General features: G+C 68.9%; 13 protein-coding genes and 3 pseudogenes. 14 read left to right on the top strand and 2 right to left on the bottom strand.

Annotated elements, in window-relative coordinates; all coding sequences use genetic code 11:
- Positions 1-247 precede the first annotated feature (247 nt).
- From K304_RS0119925 to K304_RS0119905, 4 genes are all read left to right on the top strand, one after another.
- The gene (locus K304_RS0119925; RefSeq protein WP_027765182.1) at positions 248-1,075 is read left to right on the top strand and encodes a hypothetical protein; all 828 of its coding nucleotides are present in this window, start codon (positions 248-250) and stop codon (positions 1,073-1,075) included.
- A 107-nt stretch (positions 1,076-1,182) separates the two neighbouring features.
- Positions 1,183-1,431: a hypothetical protein gene (locus tag K304_RS0119920; protein WP_158687376.1), complete on the top strand. Its 249-nt coding sequence runs from the start codon at positions 1,183-1,185 to the stop codon at positions 1,429-1,431.
- Positions 1,432-1,477: 46 nt separating this feature from the next.
- Positions 1,478-1,786: a hypothetical protein gene (locus K304_RS0119915; protein WP_027765180.1), complete on the top strand. Its 309-nt coding sequence runs from the start codon at positions 1,478-1,480 to the stop codon at positions 1,784-1,786.
- A 436-nt stretch (positions 1,787-2,222) separates the two neighbouring features.
- Entirely contained in the window at positions 2,223-3,509 is a 1,287-nt protein-coding gene (locus K304_RS0119905; protein ID WP_486591748.1) for a pentapeptide repeat-containing protein, read from the top strand.
- A 788-nt stretch (positions 3,510-4,297) separates the two neighbouring features.
- Here the strand turns inward: K304_RS0119905 and K304_RS31795 are convergent.
- Positions 4,298-4,996, bottom strand: coding sequence for a histidine phosphatase family protein (locus K304_RS31795; protein ID WP_051308653.1), 699 nt, complete (start codon positions 4,994-4,996; stop codon positions 4,298-4,300).
- An 86-nt stretch (positions 4,997-5,082) separates the two neighbouring features.
- Between K304_RS31795 and K304_RS0119890 the strand changes: the two genes are divergently transcribed.
- From K304_RS0119890 to K304_RS0119850, 9 genes and pseudogenes are all read left to right on the top strand, one after another.
- Positions 5,083-6,036 (top strand): phosphotransferase, encoded by a 954-nt coding sequence (locus K304_RS0119890; protein ID WP_037791228.1) that lies wholly within the window; start codon positions 5,083-5,085, stop codon positions 6,034-6,036.
- The gene (locus K304_RS0119885) at positions 5,945-7,045 is read left to right on the top strand and encodes a hypothetical protein (protein ID WP_486591747.1); all 1,101 of its coding nucleotides are present in this window, start codon (positions 5,945-5,947) and stop codon (positions 7,043-7,045) included. The genes K304_RS0119890 and K304_RS0119885 overlap by 92 nt, the downstream gene beginning before the upstream one ends.
- Before the next feature lie 691 nt (positions 7,046-7,736).
- The gene (locus K304_RS0119880) at positions 7,737-8,744 is read left to right on the top strand and encodes a pentapeptide repeat-containing protein (protein WP_027765174.1); all 1,008 of its coding nucleotides are present in this window, start codon (positions 7,737-7,739) and stop codon (positions 8,742-8,744) included.
- 713 nt (positions 8,745-9,457) lie between these two features.
- Positions 9,458-10,456, top strand: coding sequence for a hypothetical protein (locus tag K304_RS31790; protein WP_158687375.1), 999 nt, complete (start codon positions 9,458-9,460; stop codon positions 10,454-10,456).
- Entirely contained in the window at positions 10,453-11,634 is a 1,182-nt protein-coding gene (locus K304_RS0119870) for a caspase family protein (protein ID WP_027765173.1), read from the top strand. The genes K304_RS31790 and K304_RS0119870 overlap by 4 nt, the downstream gene beginning before the upstream one ends.
- A 347-nt stretch (positions 11,635-11,981) precedes the next feature.
- A complete protein-coding gene (locus tag K304_RS33700; protein WP_199779649.1) occupies positions 11,982-13,151 on the top strand; it encodes a hypothetical protein in 1,170 nt (389 codons plus the stop codon).
- Positions 13,152-13,328: 177 nt separating this feature from the next.
- A pseudogene (locus K304_RS34135) lies at positions 13,329-13,873 on the top strand (transposase family protein).
- 401 nt (positions 13,874-14,274) lie between these two features.
- Positions 14,275-14,433 (top strand): annotated as a pseudogene (locus K304_RS34130) (IS630 family transposase); the annotation flags it as partial.
- A gap of 31 nt (positions 14,434-14,464) precedes the next feature.
- Positions 14,465-14,785 (top strand): MafI family immunity protein, encoded by a 321-nt coding sequence (locus K304_RS0119850; protein WP_027765170.1) that lies wholly within the window; start codon positions 14,465-14,467, stop codon positions 14,783-14,785.
- A gap of 403 nt (positions 14,786-15,188) precedes the next feature.
- Here K304_RS0119850 and K304_RS0119845 read toward each other — a convergent pair whose 3' ends face one another.
- The gene (locus tag K304_RS0119845; RefSeq protein WP_027765169.1) at positions 15,189-15,386 is read right to left on the bottom strand and encodes a hypothetical protein; all 198 of its coding nucleotides are present in this window, start codon (positions 15,384-15,386) and stop codon (positions 15,189-15,191) included.
- 122 nt (positions 15,387-15,508) lie between these two features.
- Here K304_RS0119845 and K304_RS0119840 point away from each other — a divergent pair.
- A pseudogene (locus tag K304_RS0119840) lies at positions 15,509-17,031 on the top strand (helix-turn-helix domain-containing protein); the annotation flags it as partial.

Genomic DNA, 17,031 nt, shown 5'->3' with positions numbered 1-17,031 from the left:
CCCGCCTCGCTCAGCTCCGCCTCCACCTCGATGCGCACGCCGCCGGTCTTCCCGTCGCGCGTACGCCGAGTGAGGACGACGGCGACCAGGAGTAGCCCGCCGCTTGACCGTCCGGGATGTCGGACGGGCTGACCAGCGGAAACAGTAAAAGCATCCTTAGAAGATGCCAAAAACTAGAAATGCATCCTTCGAGGGTGCATTATGGGGGTCGTTCGACCCCGCTCACACCTACCTGAGGAGCAGTCACATGAGCGAGAAGATCCACGTCATGGACACCGCCGGTGCCGTCGAGCTGGACCTGTCGGTCTCCAACGGCGAGGTCAACGTCACCGTCGACCCCACGGCCGTCCACGGTCGGGTCCGGGTGCACACCGCCGTCACCGAGGGGCCCGTCGCCGAAGCGGTCAACGACACGAGGTTCAGCGAGCACGGCAACAAGCTCACCGTCGCCGTCCCCGACAACATGGCCGGCGGGAATCCGGGCAGCACCGTCGTGCAGATGGGCGGTAGCACCTTCGCCTTCAACGGCGGTGTGGTGAACACCGGCTCGATGACCGGCGTGACCATCAGCGACGGCGACGTCTGGGTCGGCGGCCGCCAGGTCGTGGCCGGCGGCCGGGTCGTCGCCGAGCAGGGCGCTGCCGTCGGCGGTGGAGGGATCGGCACGATCACCGTCGACGTCGTCCTGCCCGGCGCCTCGTCGCTGGCCGTGAGCACGAAGCACGCCGAGACGACCGTGCGCGGCGACCTGGAGACGCTCCGGTTCGATGCCCGCAGCGGATCGCTGCAGGCGGGCGGCGTCAGGGTTCTGGAGGCCGACACGCACAACGGTTCGCTCCTCATCGACCGTGTCGACACCGAGCTGGAGGCGTCGACGCACAACGGCTCCATCACCGTCGGCGCCTACAGCGGCCACCGCGGATCGGTCCGCACGCACAACGGCGGCGTCACGATCAGCGCCACCCCGGCCTCTTCCGGCCGCCTCGCCGCCCGCACCCACAACGGCAACATCCGGTTGAGCGGCGCCGACCACCTGGACCTCAAGACCTCCACCCACAACGGCCGGGTCTGGTAGCGCCGCCCCGGGGCGGCCGCCAGGTCGCCAAACTCAACCGGCCGCCCCGGGCCTCCCGACCCGCTCCAACCGGAGCAGGGGGCAGACACATCGTGCCTCGAATCCGCATGGAGCCCCACATGACCCCCCGCCCCGACGATCAGACCCGCGCCGAACTACGGGACCTTGTCACCCAGGCACGCCGACGCCGCGAAGACGAACACGAGCGCGTCGAAACCGAGTTCTGGCAGGAGATCGACCGGCTACAGCGGCGGTACCACGGCGCGCAGCAGGACATCGCCGAAGCCCTGGACGTCAAGCGCAACCAGATCCTGCGGCAGACCAAGCGCTACCGATCCGTCGACCCGCCGCGCTGACCACACCCGCGTCGCCCACCCCAACCGATCCGAGAGGACCCCGACCGTGCGACTGCTTCCCTGGGCCACCCGCAAGGAACGCCAGCGCAACGCCCAGCCGTCCCCGAGGAACCACGAGGCCGCGTTCCTGCCTTCGAAGCCCGATCCCCCGGCGCCACACAAGTCGCGATCCACCGAGCCCCGCCCCCTCGCGGCGTACGAGCTGGCAGGCCGGGAGCCCTGCTGGCGATGCGGCGAACCCCCGATCGAGGGCACGCACGCCTGGGACGACCGCGGCCCATTCCAGCTGCTGTCCAACCACACCTTCAAGTGCCCCAACGGACACGGCTGGACGAACAGCACCGACGGCGGCTGAACCAGCCACCCGCTTCCCGCCGCGCCCCCAAGCCAGGAGGACGACCGGGAACTGCCCACCCCGACTGTCGGAGACGTTCCGTCGCCCTCGAACCGGCGCCACTACGGCGCCCGGGTCGGGGACGGCGGTGTACCGCCCGACCACCACCGCCCTGCCAGGAGAAGGGACCAGCTACGTGTCTGCCTACGCCCTGACCGCGCGAGGCGAGAGCCAGCCCGGTGCCGGCGTGCGCGAGGACCAGGCCCCGTCAGGGACGCGGCTCACGCGCGGCCTGCTTCAACGCCGGCTGGAAGACGGCCGAATCGTGCTGCTGCGCCAGGCCGCTGGCGGTGATGGCCTCCCGCAGCTCCTGGCGCCCTCTCGGTGACGTCGGCCGTCAGCTCCCGCGACCGATGCGCTCCTCCTCCGGATCGGCCCTGCGTTGCAGCTCCGCAAGATGTTCGGCGATCTTCACGTCGCTCACGTGGCGAGCCTATGCCGCCAGGTCTGGCTGTTTCGGGGCGCCACCGTGGCCGGGCAGGCCCTGGTGCAAGGCTTGGCGAGGCGATCGAATACGGGGGTGAATCAGCGACGCAGCCAGCAACTCCGCAGAACCGCCGCACGCACGGCTCGCCGCGACCTGGCCGCCGGAATGGACCGCAGCCGCGCCACGGTGCCCGGCTCCCGCTCCTCGACGGTGACCGTTCGGTTAGCCGACCCGGCAGGAGGTCCGCCGCCTGCAACAGGGGGCGGCGATGTCGGGACCTCTCGGCCGCAGCGCCTGGCGCTGGACTGGACTCGCAAGTTCGAGCTGGTGTCGATCGTGATCGTGGCGCTCCTCTCCCCCGCCATCGCGGCCGCCGGCATCTGGTACTCCAACCACCAGGTCCGCGATCAGTTGGAGATCAGCAGCGAGGAGCTCAGGCTGGGGCGGGAGGGGCAGATCACCGACAGGTATATCAAGGCCGTCGAGAACCTCGGTGACGACGCGATCGATGTACGGCTCGGCAGCATCTACGCACTGCAACGCATCATGAGGGACTCCCCTCGGGACCAACCGACCATCGCCGACGTCCTGACCACCTACGTCCGCACCCGGACTCAGCAGACCAGCGAGGCGGACGAGCACCTGACCGCCGATGTGCAGGCTGCCCTGAGCGTCGTCGCCCGCCGTGACCCCGCCGACGACAAGACGTTCGTGGTCGACCTGCGCAGCAGCGACCTGACGGGCGCCGAGGTACGGCCCTTCGCCTCAAGCCCACTCAAACACGAAGGGCGGGCCGAGTGGGCTCACGCCCGCATGGACCATGCGGTCTTGAGGGACGCCGAACTGGATCGGGCGTCCCTCACCGGCGCGCACTTGCACGCTGCGGACCTTCAAGGCGTGGACCTCTCGGGCGCGGATCTGCGCGGCGCGGACCTGACTGATGCGATCCTCCGCGGCGCGGACCTGCGCGGCGCGAACCTGAGGGATGCAGACCTGACGGGGGCCGACCTGGCCGGTGCGGACCTCGACTCGGCGAAGGCCGAGACCGCCAGCTTCCTTCGCGCGAACCTGGCGAACGCCCGCCTGCAACGAACAGACCTCTCCGGGACCGGACTGATCGCCACGCAGGGACTGGAAGTACGACAACTGATCCAGGCATGGATCACCTCCAGCACCCGGTTGCCCGTCGACCTTGTAGGAGAGCCAGCCGTCCAACGGCGCGTCAGGCAAACAGAGAACCTGCAGAACGCTGAATGACGCGACCCCTGTCAAGTTCTTGATTCGGGCGCCCGCCGCCGATGCAACGAAGCTGCCGCGTCGCCTGTCGCGTGTGGTGTCGCGCGCCGTGGCGAGGGCGGTGATGTGCAGGCCGCCCCTGGGGTCGAGGACGAGGCCGCCCATGCCGAGCGGTTCGAGGCTGATGCCGTGGGCGCGCGTGCGGGCCAGCACAAGGCGGTCCGGTGCGTTGTCGGCGATGTTCCGCAGGTGCAGCGGCGCCCGTCTGCGGTGGGCGTGCACGTCGGCGAAGTCCAACGCGGGCACGCCCGGCGGCCGGTCTGAGATCAGCAGCCGCAGCGTTCGGACACGCAGGTCGCTGCCGCCGCACGCCTTGCAGGCCCGGCTCCCGAGACCGGCCATGTGCCCGCAGCCCGTACAGCACGGCACCCGCTCACTGCGAACGTTCAGCGTGCCGCGGCGCAGCAGCGCCTCGACCATCTCCAGCGCCAGGCGGACGACGTCCGGGTCGGTGTCCGTGATCACCCCGGCGTCCGGGAGGCGGCCGTCGTCGTACTTCGCTGCGATGAGCGCCGCCTCGAACTCCTCCCGCGGCACTACTCCCCCGTTCTGGGCGCCGTGGTGGCGCCGGTCGCCTGCGAGGGTGACGGTGTTGAACAGGTGCGGTACCGGCCTGTTGCCGAGCAGCTGGTTGAGGGCCGCCGTGAGCCGGATTCCGGTTGCCTTCCCCGGCCGCTGCCCGAAGGTGAAGTCGCCGTTCTGCACCGGCCCGTTCACGAACACCAGGTCCTGCATCCTGTGCCCCCTCGTCAGACTCGTGCCCCGGTGGACATCTGCGGTGGCGCCGCCGTGCGCGTGCGCCGCCAGCTGCCGCAGGTGGTCGGCTCGTAGCGGTAGACGCTGGCGTTCGGTGTCTTCGATCGCCGTGCCTCGTCGACCACGTCGGTCAGCTCCCGGTCTTCGAGGAGCGAGCGCAGCGCCAGGATCGTGGTGTGGTGGGTGACGGCCACGACGTCCTGCCCGTCGGCCGCCGTATCCCGCACCGTGGCGAGGAAGGCCTTGGCGCGGCGCAGGACGCCGTCGGCCAGCGACTCACCGCCGCCCGGCGGCACCCACAGGTGCTTGCGGAGCCGCCGATCCTCTGCCCCGTCGGGCCAGGTAGCGAACAGCTCCGACTTCGTCATGTAGGTGGCGGGGCCGTAGTGCTGCTCGTCCAGTAGGGCCGTGCGCTCGGCTCGCCCGCCCAGGTCGGGGAAGGCCACGGCGGCGGTGTCGATGGCCCGCCGATAGGTAGAAGTGGTCACCCGGGCTCGGCCCGAGCGCGTGAGGTCGGCGAGTTCACCGGAGAGCCACTGGGCCTGGCCGAACCCGCGTGGGGTCAGGCCGACGACGTTGCGTGAGATCTCGTGCGCCGCTTGCCCGCTGTAGGGGCGGCGGTCTTGGTAGAAGCCGTTGTACTTGTCCGCGTTCTCTACGGATTCGGCGTGCCGTACCACTACGAGCACCATGCCCCGGACCGTACCCGCCGGGTCTGACAACGCACCCCCGGCTCCGCGGACCGACCGCGCCGAACCTGAGACGAAGGAGACTGCCCATGACGACGGCTTGGGAGTTTGTGAAGCACCGCACCGCCACCGACGGCGGCGCCGTCTACCGCTCAGCAGACGGCGAACTGTTCAAGCGCACTGGCGGCCGCGACGTCTACGACGAGGCCGTCCTCCAGCAGCGCCTGGCTGCCCTCGGCTACCCGGTTCCCGCACAGGCCGAGGCCGGTCGCACCGAGGACGGCGGCTACTTCTTTACCGAGCACACCGCCGGCCCGGCCTCGCTCCACGACCTGGCGCTCGCCGACACCCGCCAGAATCGCACCGTCGCCGACCACACTCTGGCGACCGCGGCCGCCGTCTCCGCCCGGCTCCTCGCCGCCCAGACCCGCCACACCACACCGGCCACCACCTCGGCGCTACGCGAATGGTTTGCCCGCGCCTCCTTCGCCGACAACGTCTTCACCGAGAATCCCGACCTGGACACCCCACGCGTCCAGAACCTGGTCGACCGCGCCCTGCAGCGCCTGCTCGACCTGCCGATGTGCGAGAGCCACCTCGACTACGGCCTGCCCAACGCCTTCCCCGGCGGGGTCATCGACTGGCAGCACCACGCCCTTGCGCCGCTCGGCTACGACGTCTACCCGATGCTCGACATCGCCGCGTTCAAGGGCGGCAACCGCGGCTACACCTTTACCGCCGCCCAGCGGGCCCGCTACCAGGCCGCGCTGGATGCCAGCGCCACTCCCCCACCCGGCGCCGGGCCGCTCAGCACCTACCTGGGTGAGTTCCTGCTGGCCAAGTGCTTCTTCTTCCTCGCCCTGATGCGCCCCACCGACCCGGACGCCCGCCCGGACAAGCACACCAAGTGGCACTACCGCCGTGCCCTTTTCCGCGAAGGAGTGAATCAGTATGAGCAGACCGGCACGATCGACACCGGCACCTTCCCCACCCTCGCCGCCTTCGCCCGCCGCGCCGGTCGCGAGCGCGCGGACCGTTCGTGACCGCGACTACCTCCTGGACCGGCACGGCGTCATCTTCAAAGTCATCGGCGACATCCATCCCGAAGGCCACTATCTCGGCTACGTGAAGTACCACCCCGACCCGGCCGGTGACCGCCGCCTCTTCGGCGCCACCTACCGCCAGAACAGCGTCGTCGCCAAGTCCTTCGGCATCCTCGCCGACCGCCCCGAGTGCTACCTGTACTCACCGCTCCTCGGCTGCGTCATCACCGCACTCCCCCGCCAGGACGTCGTCCACCACTACTCCGCCCGCCACGCCCTGCGACGCCTCCGCGAAGACCAGGACCTCACCCGTCAGGCCGGGGCCGGCCGCGACCTCCTGGCGCTCATCGAGCACCTCGTCCGCGCCCGCCAGGACCACCACTTCGGCGTCACCGGCAGCTTCCTCGTCGGCTGCCACAACGCCCGCTCCGACATCGACCTCGTCTGCTACGGCTCCGCCGGCTACCACGCCGCGCAGCAGCTCTTCGCCAACCATCGCCTCATCCGCCCCTACGCCGGCGACGACCTCACCCGCCTCTACCTGCGCCGCGCCAAGTACATGGCCGGCAGCAGCTTCGACGCCCTCATCCGCCAGGAGCAGCGCAAGCTCCAAGGCCTCACCCCGGACGCCGACGCCCACATCAACTGCGAACCCTTACGGGCCGACGACGACGCCGCGTTCGGTCAGACCACGGCCAAGGAGATCGGCGACGTCGCACTCCTGGCCCGCATCACCGACCACGCCCAGGGTCTCGCCACACCCGCCCTGTACGGCATCGACGTCACCACCATCCTGTCCGCCACCATCGACGACCCCGACCGCCTCGCCCGCCGCGTCACCCACCTCCGCTCCTACCTCGGCGCCTACACAGGCGCCTTCCGCGCCGGCGACACCGTCCACGTCGCCGGGAAACTCGTCCACCTCCGCGACGGCGACCACACCACCCTCGGCATCGAACTCACACCCTGGAACGTCGGCACCTCCTACCTGGCCAACCTCACCCGGTAGACACAAGAGCCCGGACTCCGCACACCAGCGGAGTCCGGGCTCTTCTCGTTGGACGGGGCGCTTGCACCCCTCAGGGGTCTTCGCGCGGCAGGGCTCGTTGTCTGCGAACGAAACAAGTCGTGCTTTCCCCCTTGCGATCGTCCCGGGACGGCATCGCGGGCATGCCCGATGTACAGGCCGTCGAGTGCGAGGGTGCTGCAAGGCCCGGATGTGTGGGGCTTCTGCATGCCGGGAGTACGCGGCCGGGGCAACGCGCCGACGCAAGCAGGGAGCTCTGTATGCAGTGACGCGGGCCTGGCATGGTCTTCACGGCCTGCATGACACCCGGAGCAGAGCAGCTCGCTACCGCCCTCATCCAACCGGCAGGAGGAGAGGGATCGTCGTTCGGACCGAGGCGCACCCCAAGGCGTCGTGCGTCGTCGAGGTGGATCGTGCTGTCGCTAGAAGTAGTCGGATCCGACCCTGGCGTAGAAGCTGTGCGAGGCGATGGAGTGTGCTGATGACACGTCATCGCAGCCGGCAGCTCCGCAGAATCGCCGACCGAACCGCTCGCCCTCAGCGTTTACCCCCAAGAGCCGCCCTGAGGCGCCTCTCGGTACTCCGATCGCGGGAGGGAGCGCGGAGGGTCGGGTTTGCTGGCTCCCCGTGGCGGGCGGCGCCTGCCCAGCCGGGTTCTCCGCCTCGTCGTTCGTTGGACTGGGCCCGGAAGGTCGAGCTTGCGTCGGTCGTCGTCTTGGCCCTGCTGTCTCCTCTCATCACCGCCGCCGGTATTTGGTACTCCAACAATCAGGTCAGCGAGCAGCTGCAGATCAGGAGCGCGGAGCTGCGGTTGAGCCGGGAGGGGCAAATAACCGACCGGTACACCCAGGCCGTGGAGAACCTCGGCGCCAGCTCGATGGACGTTCGACTCGGCGCGGTCTATTCACTCCAGCGCATCATGGAAGATGCCCCTGGCGACCAACCGGCGATCAGCAACGTCCTGGCGACCTACGTGCGCACCCACGCCGTGTCTGAGGCGAAGGACGAAGCGGCAGCGTCACCGGACGTGCACGCAGCCCTCGCCGTCCTCGCCAATCGCGACAGTGCCCACGACGGCACCTTCACCCTCGATCTTCGCCGAGCACACCTCTCAGGCATCGAACTGTCTTCCACTTACAGAACGCGGGAGTCGATCGATTCCGGAGCGAACTTCGCCAGAGCGGACCTCCGTGACGCGAACCTGGCAGGGGCGAGCCTGCGTCACGCTGACCTACGCCATGCGGACTTGCGAGGCACGGACCTTGTCGACGCCGACCTGAATTCTGCTGACCTGCGCGAGGCGACAGTGGACTCGGGGTTACGTCACGCGCACCTGACAGGAGCTGACCTTTCTCACCAACTCCTCCCGATGTTTGACCTGAGCGGTGGCAAGCTTTCGGGGGCGGACTTGTCCCACGCGTGGCTGAGGGAAGCGGACCTCTCCCGTGCCTTCCTCGTGCAGGCGGACCTTCGCCATGCGGATCTGAGGGGGGCGGATCTCGACCGAGCGTACTTGGAGAAGGCTGACCTGACCGAGACGAAGGGCCTGAAGGTCGAGCAGGTGACTGCCGCCTTGATCACCTCGAGTACCAAGCTCCCACCCCATCTCGCTCAGGACCCCGCGGTCAAGAAGCGCATCGCCGAAGGCGATGCTGAAGTCGAAGAGATCACGGGGCGCTGAATGGGGAAGCCGTTCCCAGGCCGTCGCTGTGGCTGGCCCCACCACTCAGCACGCCGCCTCAACCTCTGAGATCGGGCCTCGGGGCGGCTCCCGCACGGAGCCGTCCCGCCTACCTCGTGTCCCGATTGGCGCTGCGCTCTGCCTGTCTGACCGCGACCTCCGTTGCGTCGAGCAGCGGTGCACCGGAAGCCCTCGGGACTTGCAGCGTGCCGACGCTCCCAGCGGGCACTGCGGCCAGTAGGGCAAGACGCCCGGCCAGCTGCCCATGGCATCGACAGCGACCGTGCCTGGGGCGTTCCTCGCACTGGCACGGAACGCAAGGTCGCACGCCCTTTGCAGAGTGGAGAGCCGGCACGCGGGGCCTGCGGGCCCGCTGTGGTCGCTTCACAGACGATCGCGCATCGGCGGACCTACCCGTGCCGCACAATGAATACCGATGTCAGTCATAGCGGCAAGTCAGGGGGCCAGGGGGCGCGGTGGCACTAGTACACGTTCACGGAATCGGAAATCGGAGCGCCGATGCGGTGGGGCGCTCCGCCGTCCTGCGCGACGAACTGTTGCGCCGTCACCTGCTCCCGGCGACCGGCCACTCCCCCGGCGCTCTGCTGTCCAGCCCTTGGTGGGGTGAGCTCATCGCTGAACCGGCATGGGCGTGGGCCTCGTTGGCCCCGGACGAGCTGGAGCCACTGGGCGGGGAGGGGGAAAGTCCTCTGGTGGAGGCCATCGCGGAGGTGCCGGCGGACTGCTCCGCCGCTGGTCAAGACTCCGAGAAGGTTCTGACTGCGATCGCCCGCGGCTCGTTGCAGAAGGCGATCGACCTCCTTGCGCTGGCGGGCGACGATGAGGAGGTGGAGTCCAGCGACTTCGCGGAACTGGTGGCCTTCTGCTCTCGGGCTTCGGCTTACTGGGCCGAGAAGACCGATGAGGGAGCTCGAGGAGACGGGGCGGCTTTCTTCGCATGGCTTGGTGAAGTCCGCGAGGACGAGGCGTTCCTCGACCGTCTCCACGACGAGGTGGCCGATTGGGAGGGCTGCACGAGCCCTAGCCCAGCTCACGAACGCGGTCCGACCTGGGAGAGCCTTGGCGTCGCCGGCGGCCTGCCCGACCGCGCTGTCCGCGCGGTGCACCGGCTACGGGCTCTCCACGTCGCCAATCGCACACGTCCGTTGGCCCGGGGCGTTCGTCGCTGGGCCTCCCGTCCAGCAGCCTTGCTGATGGGTGACGTTATGGGCTACTTCGCCGAGCGTGGCTCTCCAGATGAACCCGGTCTGATCGTGGAGCGGATCGCAGACGCGCTCGACGAGGCGGCGGCGGACGCCCGACAGCGGGCGGAGCCACTGATCGTCCTCGCGCACAGCATGGGCGGGAACATCGTCTATGACGTGCTCTCCTACTTCCGGCCCGATGTGAACGTTGACCTGCTCGTCACGGTCGGCACTCAGGTCGGCCTCTTCGAGGAACTCAAGCTCTTCGCCTCCAGCGACCGCACGGTGCCGAACCCAAGTCGCGGCAAGGTCGCCGCGCTGCCGAACATCCGACGATGGCTCAACGTCCTGGACCACTCTGATCCTCTGGCGTTCGCGGCCAAGCCCGTCTTCGCCGGGGTGCAGGATCTGGTCTTCCGTACAGGGGCCTGGTGGGCCCACGGAGCCTACCTCTCGTCGTGCGACTTCCACGCCCGGCTGGCGCGAAGGGTGGAGAGGCCGGTATGACCACGGTGTGGGAGAGCAGCCACCAGGGGCCGGCCGCCCATGCGCTGGTGATCGGGGTCGGCGACTACGACTGGTTTCCAGGCGGTCAACGGCACAAGAAGCGCAAGGGCGACCGCATCTCACGCGAGTTCGGCCAGCTCTCCTCTCCCCCGGCGTCCGCCCGCGCGCTGTGCGAGACACTGCTCGAGAGTTTTCGGGACCTGCCCGGTCGGTTGTCGCTCGGCAGTCTTGAAGCGGTCGTCTCGGCCAGGGAAGAGGTGATCCTCAAGGGAGACGACGGTGACGAAGTGCCGCTTGGGCCGGCCACGTTCGCCGGGCTGGAGGATGCCTTTCACACCTGGTACGACCGGTGCGACGAGCACCAGGACAATGTGGCGCTGTTCTTCTTCTGCGGCCACGGAGTGCAGGTGGGACGTGGCCCTCAAGCCCTCCTGCTGCAGGACACCGGCGAGAACGTCCATGACTACTTCCGCAACGCGGTAGACCTCCACGCCCTGGTGACTGGCATGGAGCAGAACACGGCCCAGAAACAGTGCTTCTTCATCGACGCCTGCCGTTTCGCTCCTGAACAGCTGCACCAGGTCGGAGAAGTGCGCGCCGGGCGGCTGTTGACGCCGCCCGGCAGAGTCCGTGACCGTGACCGGGTCGTCGTTCACTCCACCCGCCCGGGCACCAAGGCACACGGCCCGGTGCAAGGAGTCACCCCCTTCACCGACGCAGTGCTGCGAGCCCTCCTGACGCCCGAGTCGGACGAGGAAGGCTCCGCATGGGCCGTGACCACCGAAACCATCGGGAAGTTCGTCCGCAAGCTCATGTCCTGGCCCGGCTTGCGGCCAGGCGAGACGCCCCTTCCCGAACAGCGCTGCGACTTCTCCTCGCTGAGCACGAGCCAAGGCGGCGTTCTCTTCTCATTCGAAGAGGCCCCGCCGGTCCCGTTCCACTTCGACACCTCTCCCGGCGAGAGCCTGTCCGAAGCCGAATGGGCCCTTCTGGGCCGGGAACCGCGAGAACTGCATGCATCTCGCCGGCCGATGGCCGGCCCCTGGATCGGGGACGGCCCAGTGGGCCCGGCACGGGTGGAAGTCTCCTTCGCCGACGGCCGCTTCCTGGGCCGGGGAGACGACATCTGGATGCAGGCACCCTGCCGTGAGCGGACCGTGGAGGTGCGAGAGCTGTGAGCCCAGCACACCTCGACATCGTGGCGCCCGTGGTGTCCGGGGCCAGACCAGGCACGGTCGTCGGAGCGGCTGAGATCCTCGACAGCGGAAACCGCCGCCTGGGGCGGGTCGCGCTGAGGGCGGAGATGTCCACCGTCGTGGAGATCCCGCGCGGGGAACGGTGTCTGGTGCACGGTTGGTCTCCCTATCTCTCCGTTCCGTCAGTTGTCGTGACCGGTGGCCACACCCGGCGGGTGGTGCTCTCCCCGCGGCGTGGGAACGGGACGGAACCGGGTGCTGGCACGCCTGGCCGGACCGGGAGCGGATGGGTTCGGCTGTGGACTCGGGAGCAGGACGGCCAGTGGGCCGTGCAGAGCCCGGAAGCGATGGCGAGCGGCGAGGCCGCGACGGTCGCCACCCCACTCGGCGAGCCGGTCATCCTGCAGGTTGGTGGCAGCCGTCGGTATCCGGTCTGCACACGGGTCCCCGAGGGGTCACTGTTCACGCTGCGGCCGGCCGAGGAATGGCTGGGCGGCCGGGTGGACGTCCGCCCCGTCGCTGATTCGGGCTTCACCCTGCTCGAGGCACTTCGGCACGCGGAGTGGGGCTGGGCAGCCGTCATGCAGCAGGTCTGGTGGGACGACCCCGGCGTACACGGCGACCTGCTCTTCGACCTGGCGGTGGCCTATTTCGCGTGCCGACGCGGCGACGTGGAACGGATCGCCCGCTGGCGGGACAGCGCCGTCCGCCATGAAGCCGGTTCAGCCAGAACGGATGTCCTGACCATCGACGTGTGGCTCGCCCGGCGCACAGGTGGACTGCCCACCAAGATCCTCGCCCGCCTCGCCGACGCTGGAGGCGCCCCACTGGTTGCCGAAGGCCTCGACCTGATCGCAGCGGAACTCGCCCGGCACCCGCACGACGCGCGCTCGAAAGCAGCTGAGGCACTGCGTCGCAGACTGGCCCCTCACCAGCACGCGTCGGTGCCGTCGTCACTCTCTTCCTTCACCGCAGCCAACCCGGAGCAACCGGAACTCCGGCCCGCCAAGAGGGACCTTCCCGGCGAGGCCCTGTCTTTCAAAGTGAAGAGGGACTCGGACGAGGCCCAGATCCAGTGGCGTGCACTCACCCATGGCCGAGAAGAGGACGACTACTACGCCCCAGTCGCCGCAGAGGCAGTCCGAGCCGTACGCGAGCCGGACCAACTGTTCATCGAGCCAACGGACTTCGCTCAATGGCTGATCGTCGAGAACGAGGACCCCATGGTGCTCTGGCGACTCTCCCGCGCGCTACTCGACACCGAGGCGGCCGCAGAAGTCTCCATCGTTCCGGGCCGCGACGCCATTGCAGTTGCGCTCGCGGGCCTACGGCCCACCTCCGTGGCCGCCCTCCTCGCTGCCCTCCTGAGACAGGGCAGGACCCAGCGCCTGGAACTCAGCGTGGGCAGCACACACGGAGTGCTGGACGTCACCAACGCCCCGCTCGCAGAGCACGTTCTGGCTCAGCTTCTGCGAGTGGCCCCTCCCACGCTGCCGTAGTGGCAGATGCTGACGATCGCCCCCGCCTCGCCACAGCCGTCGAACGGTCCCTGATCATCATCTGAGCCGGTGGCCGGCCGGAGCGCACTGCCAGTGCCTCAGGCGTTGGGGGGTGGGGGAGCTATCACGCCGTGATAACTCCCCCACCCCCCAACACACCTACACCGGGGCGAGCATGTGGCCCGGCTGCTCCGAGGCCGTCGGGCTGCGATCGGCACTGGCCGGGGACGGCCTGCGCTGAGCTGCTTCCGACAGGCCGTGCTTGTCTTGCGCTGGTTCATCGACGGCACCCGCTTTAGCCCAACTCGCCTGTGAAAACGCCCTGTCGACCCCAACCACCTAAGGCTGGCCCTTCTGTGGCTCGCCGGTCCGTCCGCGGTGCGAGCACGACACCACTTGTGCCGCCACCGCGCCTGATCGACACCCTGACCGCCCTCGCTGCAGAGCTGGGTGTCCCGATCCTGTTCGATCTCGGCTACGAGAATACCGGCGACTGCTTTCGCCATCCGGCCATGAAGCCCGCAGGGGCCGAACTGACCGAAGTCCAACAGGCCTAGAACGAGGCCATCCGCTGTGTCCGCGGCAGGTGCGAGCGGACCAACTCTCCACGGGGAACCACCTTCAGGGCTCTGCGTCGGGTCAGCCTCGCCCTCAGCCGCAGCACGAAGGTCGCATCCGTAGCCCTCGTTCGGCTCCAACTCAAGTATGGCCGAGCCTTCTGAAGGTCTCACTGCCCGCCGAGTCGGAGCACAACAACCACGTACAGGCTCACAGACACCGTCAGAAGCCGAAGGCTGAGAAGCGTGTGGACGATGAGGTCACGCCCCGGGGGGGCCAGGCCGAGATGGGCCCGGGCCGCACGGCTCAACCGGGGCTCAGGGACACCCCGCGCAACGTTCGCGTCCGCTTTCTCGACCGTGCGTCGCAGTCCCTGCGGCTTCTCTCGGTCGTGATGCCGAGGCGCACACCATGCGCGTCGCACACCACGAGGGCGCGGTATACGCGGCCGTACGAGAAGGTCGTCAGCAGTCAGACCGTGGTGATTTCGGTTCAGGACGCACCGTTCGCCGGTCAGGGCGCGCGCAGTTAGCTCGACGACGAGTGCTGGAACGGGGCCTGCTCCGACCACCCCGCTCAGACGCGCGCCCAGCACGCCTACCTCCGCTGGCGGAACAAGAACGCCCGCCACCCCGACGTGCTGGCCGCCCAACGACGCGAGCGCGCCCGCATCCGTAGTGAGAAGGGCATCCGCTGGCGCCGGCGACCGGCGAAAGCCGCGTGACCATGGGAACAACACCGGCGACACTGACGCCATGACCGTTGATCGTGAAGCAGTCCAGGCCAGCTGGAATCGGACCCGTAATCACCTCGACACCGCCCGGGTCCACCTGACGGGCCTGCCGAACATCGACCTGTCAACAGCGCTGGAGTTCCTGGAGCACAACGAGTTGGAACTGGCCTTCGACTGTCTCGTCGATCTCGGTCACGATCTCGCCCTGCCGCTGACCTTCTGGCAGCACCTCGACCGAGCAGCTCGTGAGATGCGGCTCTACAGCGACGCGCTGCACACACCCCATCTCACGGTTGCCGACCTCTGCCGCCGCCACCTCGCAGCTGCCTCCGAGCAGGAGTAATCCCCGTCAACCCGGCGAACTTTCGCGGTCAGAGCACTAGGCGGGGACGTCGCTGCTGCAGGCCCAGCGGCCGTTCGAAGGCCGAGGCTCGTCTCCGGACTTTCACCGAACACTTGGTGTTCGGTGAGGGAGCCAGCTCCTCGCGTTCGGAACGGCCCCCGAGTCTCGGTATCACGGCGTGATAATTCCCTGTCCTGTAGCGACTGACCGCCCGCACTCTGGGCGGACATCACGGCGTGATACTCCAGGGGCCGGACTCCATCGAGCGGCGGGGCCGTGAGCCCCCAGGAGCCTTCCTGGGTTCGAAGTGCAGGCCGGCATGCGATTGAGACTTCTCGGCATGTCTGGCAAGTGGGTGAGCGCTGCCGGGTGGTCGTGAGGTGGCATGGCCCTCCCGCGGCGGTCAGGTCAGGAGTGCGGTGAGGGCGGTCGCCATGGTGGTGGCGAGGGTGAGGACGGTGGCGAAGGTGACGGCTGCCCGGTTGAGGGCTGCGGGGTAGGAGGCGCCGTCGAGGCGGGCGAGCTTGCCCGCGCCGGCGGCTGCCAGCAGCGCGACGAGGATGACGAGAGTGGTGGCGAGGAGGACGACGGCGACGCTCACGACAAACTCCGTTCGTAGCATGGGGTGTTGACGTAGACAAAGGTCTCGTCGTCGGTGTGCGCCATGGTTCGCAGCGACGAAGATGAACACTGGCGAACACATCACCACCTGGGGGCAAGCACGTGCACGAGCGGACCAGCCGAACGCCGGACGAGGCTCTGACCGAACTGCGCAGGAAGCTGGAGAACGGGCTAGACCGGATGCGGCTGAACAAGACGCAGCTCGCCGGCCGGGCAGGTCTGAGCCGTACGACCGTGCAGCAGGCGTTCCAGTCAGGTGGACCGGTGCCGTCGGGACAGACGGTTGTGGCACTGGCCCGGGCGCTGAAGCTTCCGGAGGGCGAGCTGCTGGAGTTGCAACGGGACGCCGACAAGGGGAGCGAGGTGCCGGGGCCGGGGAAGCCGATCGGCCAGTGGGAGCCGCACGCTCTCGAGGTGCACCCGGCCGGCACCACCCCCACCAGTTCCGGTACGCCGCAGCAGCGTCTCCTGCCAGGGTATGTAGAGCGCGAACACGATCGGGTGCTGGCGGAGGCAGTGCGGGAGGCTGGCCAGGGCCGCAGCGGGATGCTGGTGCTGGTCGGTGAGTCCTCGACGGGGAAGACGCGGGCGTGCTGGGAGGCCGTGCAGCCTCTCGCCGAGTCGGGGTGGCGGTTGTGGCACCCCTTCGACCCGACCCGCGCGGCAGCGGCGCTGAAGGAGCTGCACCGTGTGGGGCCGCGCACGGTGGTGTGGCTAAATGAGGCCCAGCACTACCTCGGTGATCGGGAGACCGGTGAGCGGATCGCGGCAGCCGTCCACGCGCTGCTCGTCGAGCCGGAGCGCGGGCCGGTGTTGGTGCTGGGCACCCTGTGGCCCGATTACTGCAAGCAGTACACGGCCCTCCCGGCTGCGGGTGAGGAAGATCCGCACAGCCGGGTCCGGGAACTCCTCGCCGGACGGACGGTGAACGTCCCCGACGCCTTCGACACCCCCGCCCTGGCCGCCGCGCACGCACTGGCCGAGAACGGTGACGTGTTGTTGGCCGACGCCCTCACCCGCACACAGAAAGACGGCCGGTTGGCCCAGGACCTCGCCGGAGGTCCCGCGCTCCTGCAGCGCTACCGCACCGCGAGTCCCGCCGCCACAGCGCTCCTCGAAGCAGCGATGGACGCCCGTCGCCTCGGCGTCGGCCTCCACCTGCCACAGGCCTTCCTCACCGACGCAACCGCGGACTACCTCCACGACGACGACTGGGACCAGCTCACCGACGACTGGGCCGAACAGGCCTACGCCGAACTCGCCCAACAAGTACACGGCAAACAGGCCCCCCTACGCCGCGCAACACCCCGACCTCACCGGCACCCGACCGGACCCTCCACATCTCCCGACGACCGCTCACCGCAGATAGCGGGGCCAGTGTTCCGGCTCGCCGACTACCTCGAACAACACGGAGCCACCTCCCGGCGGCACCTCTGCCCGCCCGCCTCCTTCTGGCACGCCGCCCTCACCCACATCACCCACCCCGACCACCTGCAAAACCTCGCCCATGCAGCCGAGGTCCGCCTCAGACTGCAATGGGCCTATGGCCTCCGCCGGCAGGCTGCCGAACGCGGCAACGCCTTTGCCCTGCAGCGTCTGGCCGAGTTGCGGGAGGAAGCTGGTGA

The organism is Streptomyces sp. CNS606, assembly GCF_000426325.1.
Note: the sequence above shows the minus strand (reverse complement) of the source record. Positions and strands in the feature narration are given on the sequence as shown.

What these genes read in the sequence shown, in the direction of transcription:
- K304_RS0119925 (WP_027765182.1), top strand. Translation starts at nt 248, where the DNA reads ATGAGCGAGAAGATCCACGTCATGGACACCGCCGGTGCCGTCGAGCTG.
- K304_RS0119905 (WP_486591748.1), top strand. Translation starts at nt 2,223, where the DNA reads ATGTTCGGCGATCTTCACGTCGCTCACGTGGCGAGCCTATGCCGCCAG.
- K304_RS0119890 (WP_037791228.1), top strand. Translation starts at nt 5,083, where the DNA reads ATGACGACGGCTTGGGAGTTTGTGAAGCACCGCACCGCCACCGACGGC.
- K304_RS0119885 (WP_486591747.1), top strand. Translation starts at nt 5,945, where the DNA reads ATGAGCAGACCGGCACGATCGACACCGGCACCTTCCCCACCCTCGCCG.
- K304_RS0119870 (WP_027765173.1), top strand. Translation starts at nt 10,453, where the DNA reads ATGACCACGGTGTGGGAGAGCAGCCACCAGGGGCCGGCCGCCCATGCG.
- K304_RS0119920 (WP_158687376.1), top strand. Translation starts at nt 1,183, where the DNA reads ATGGAGCCCCACATGACCCCCCGCCCCGACGATCAGACCCGCGCCGAA.
- K304_RS31795 (WP_051308653.1), bottom strand. Translation starts at nt 4,996, where the DNA reads ATGGTGCTCGTAGTGGTACGGCACGCCGAATCCGTAGAGAACGCGGAC.
- K304_RS0119850 (WP_027765170.1), top strand. Translation starts at nt 14,465, where the DNA reads ATGACCGTTGATCGTGAAGCAGTCCAGGCCAGCTGGAATCGGACCCGT.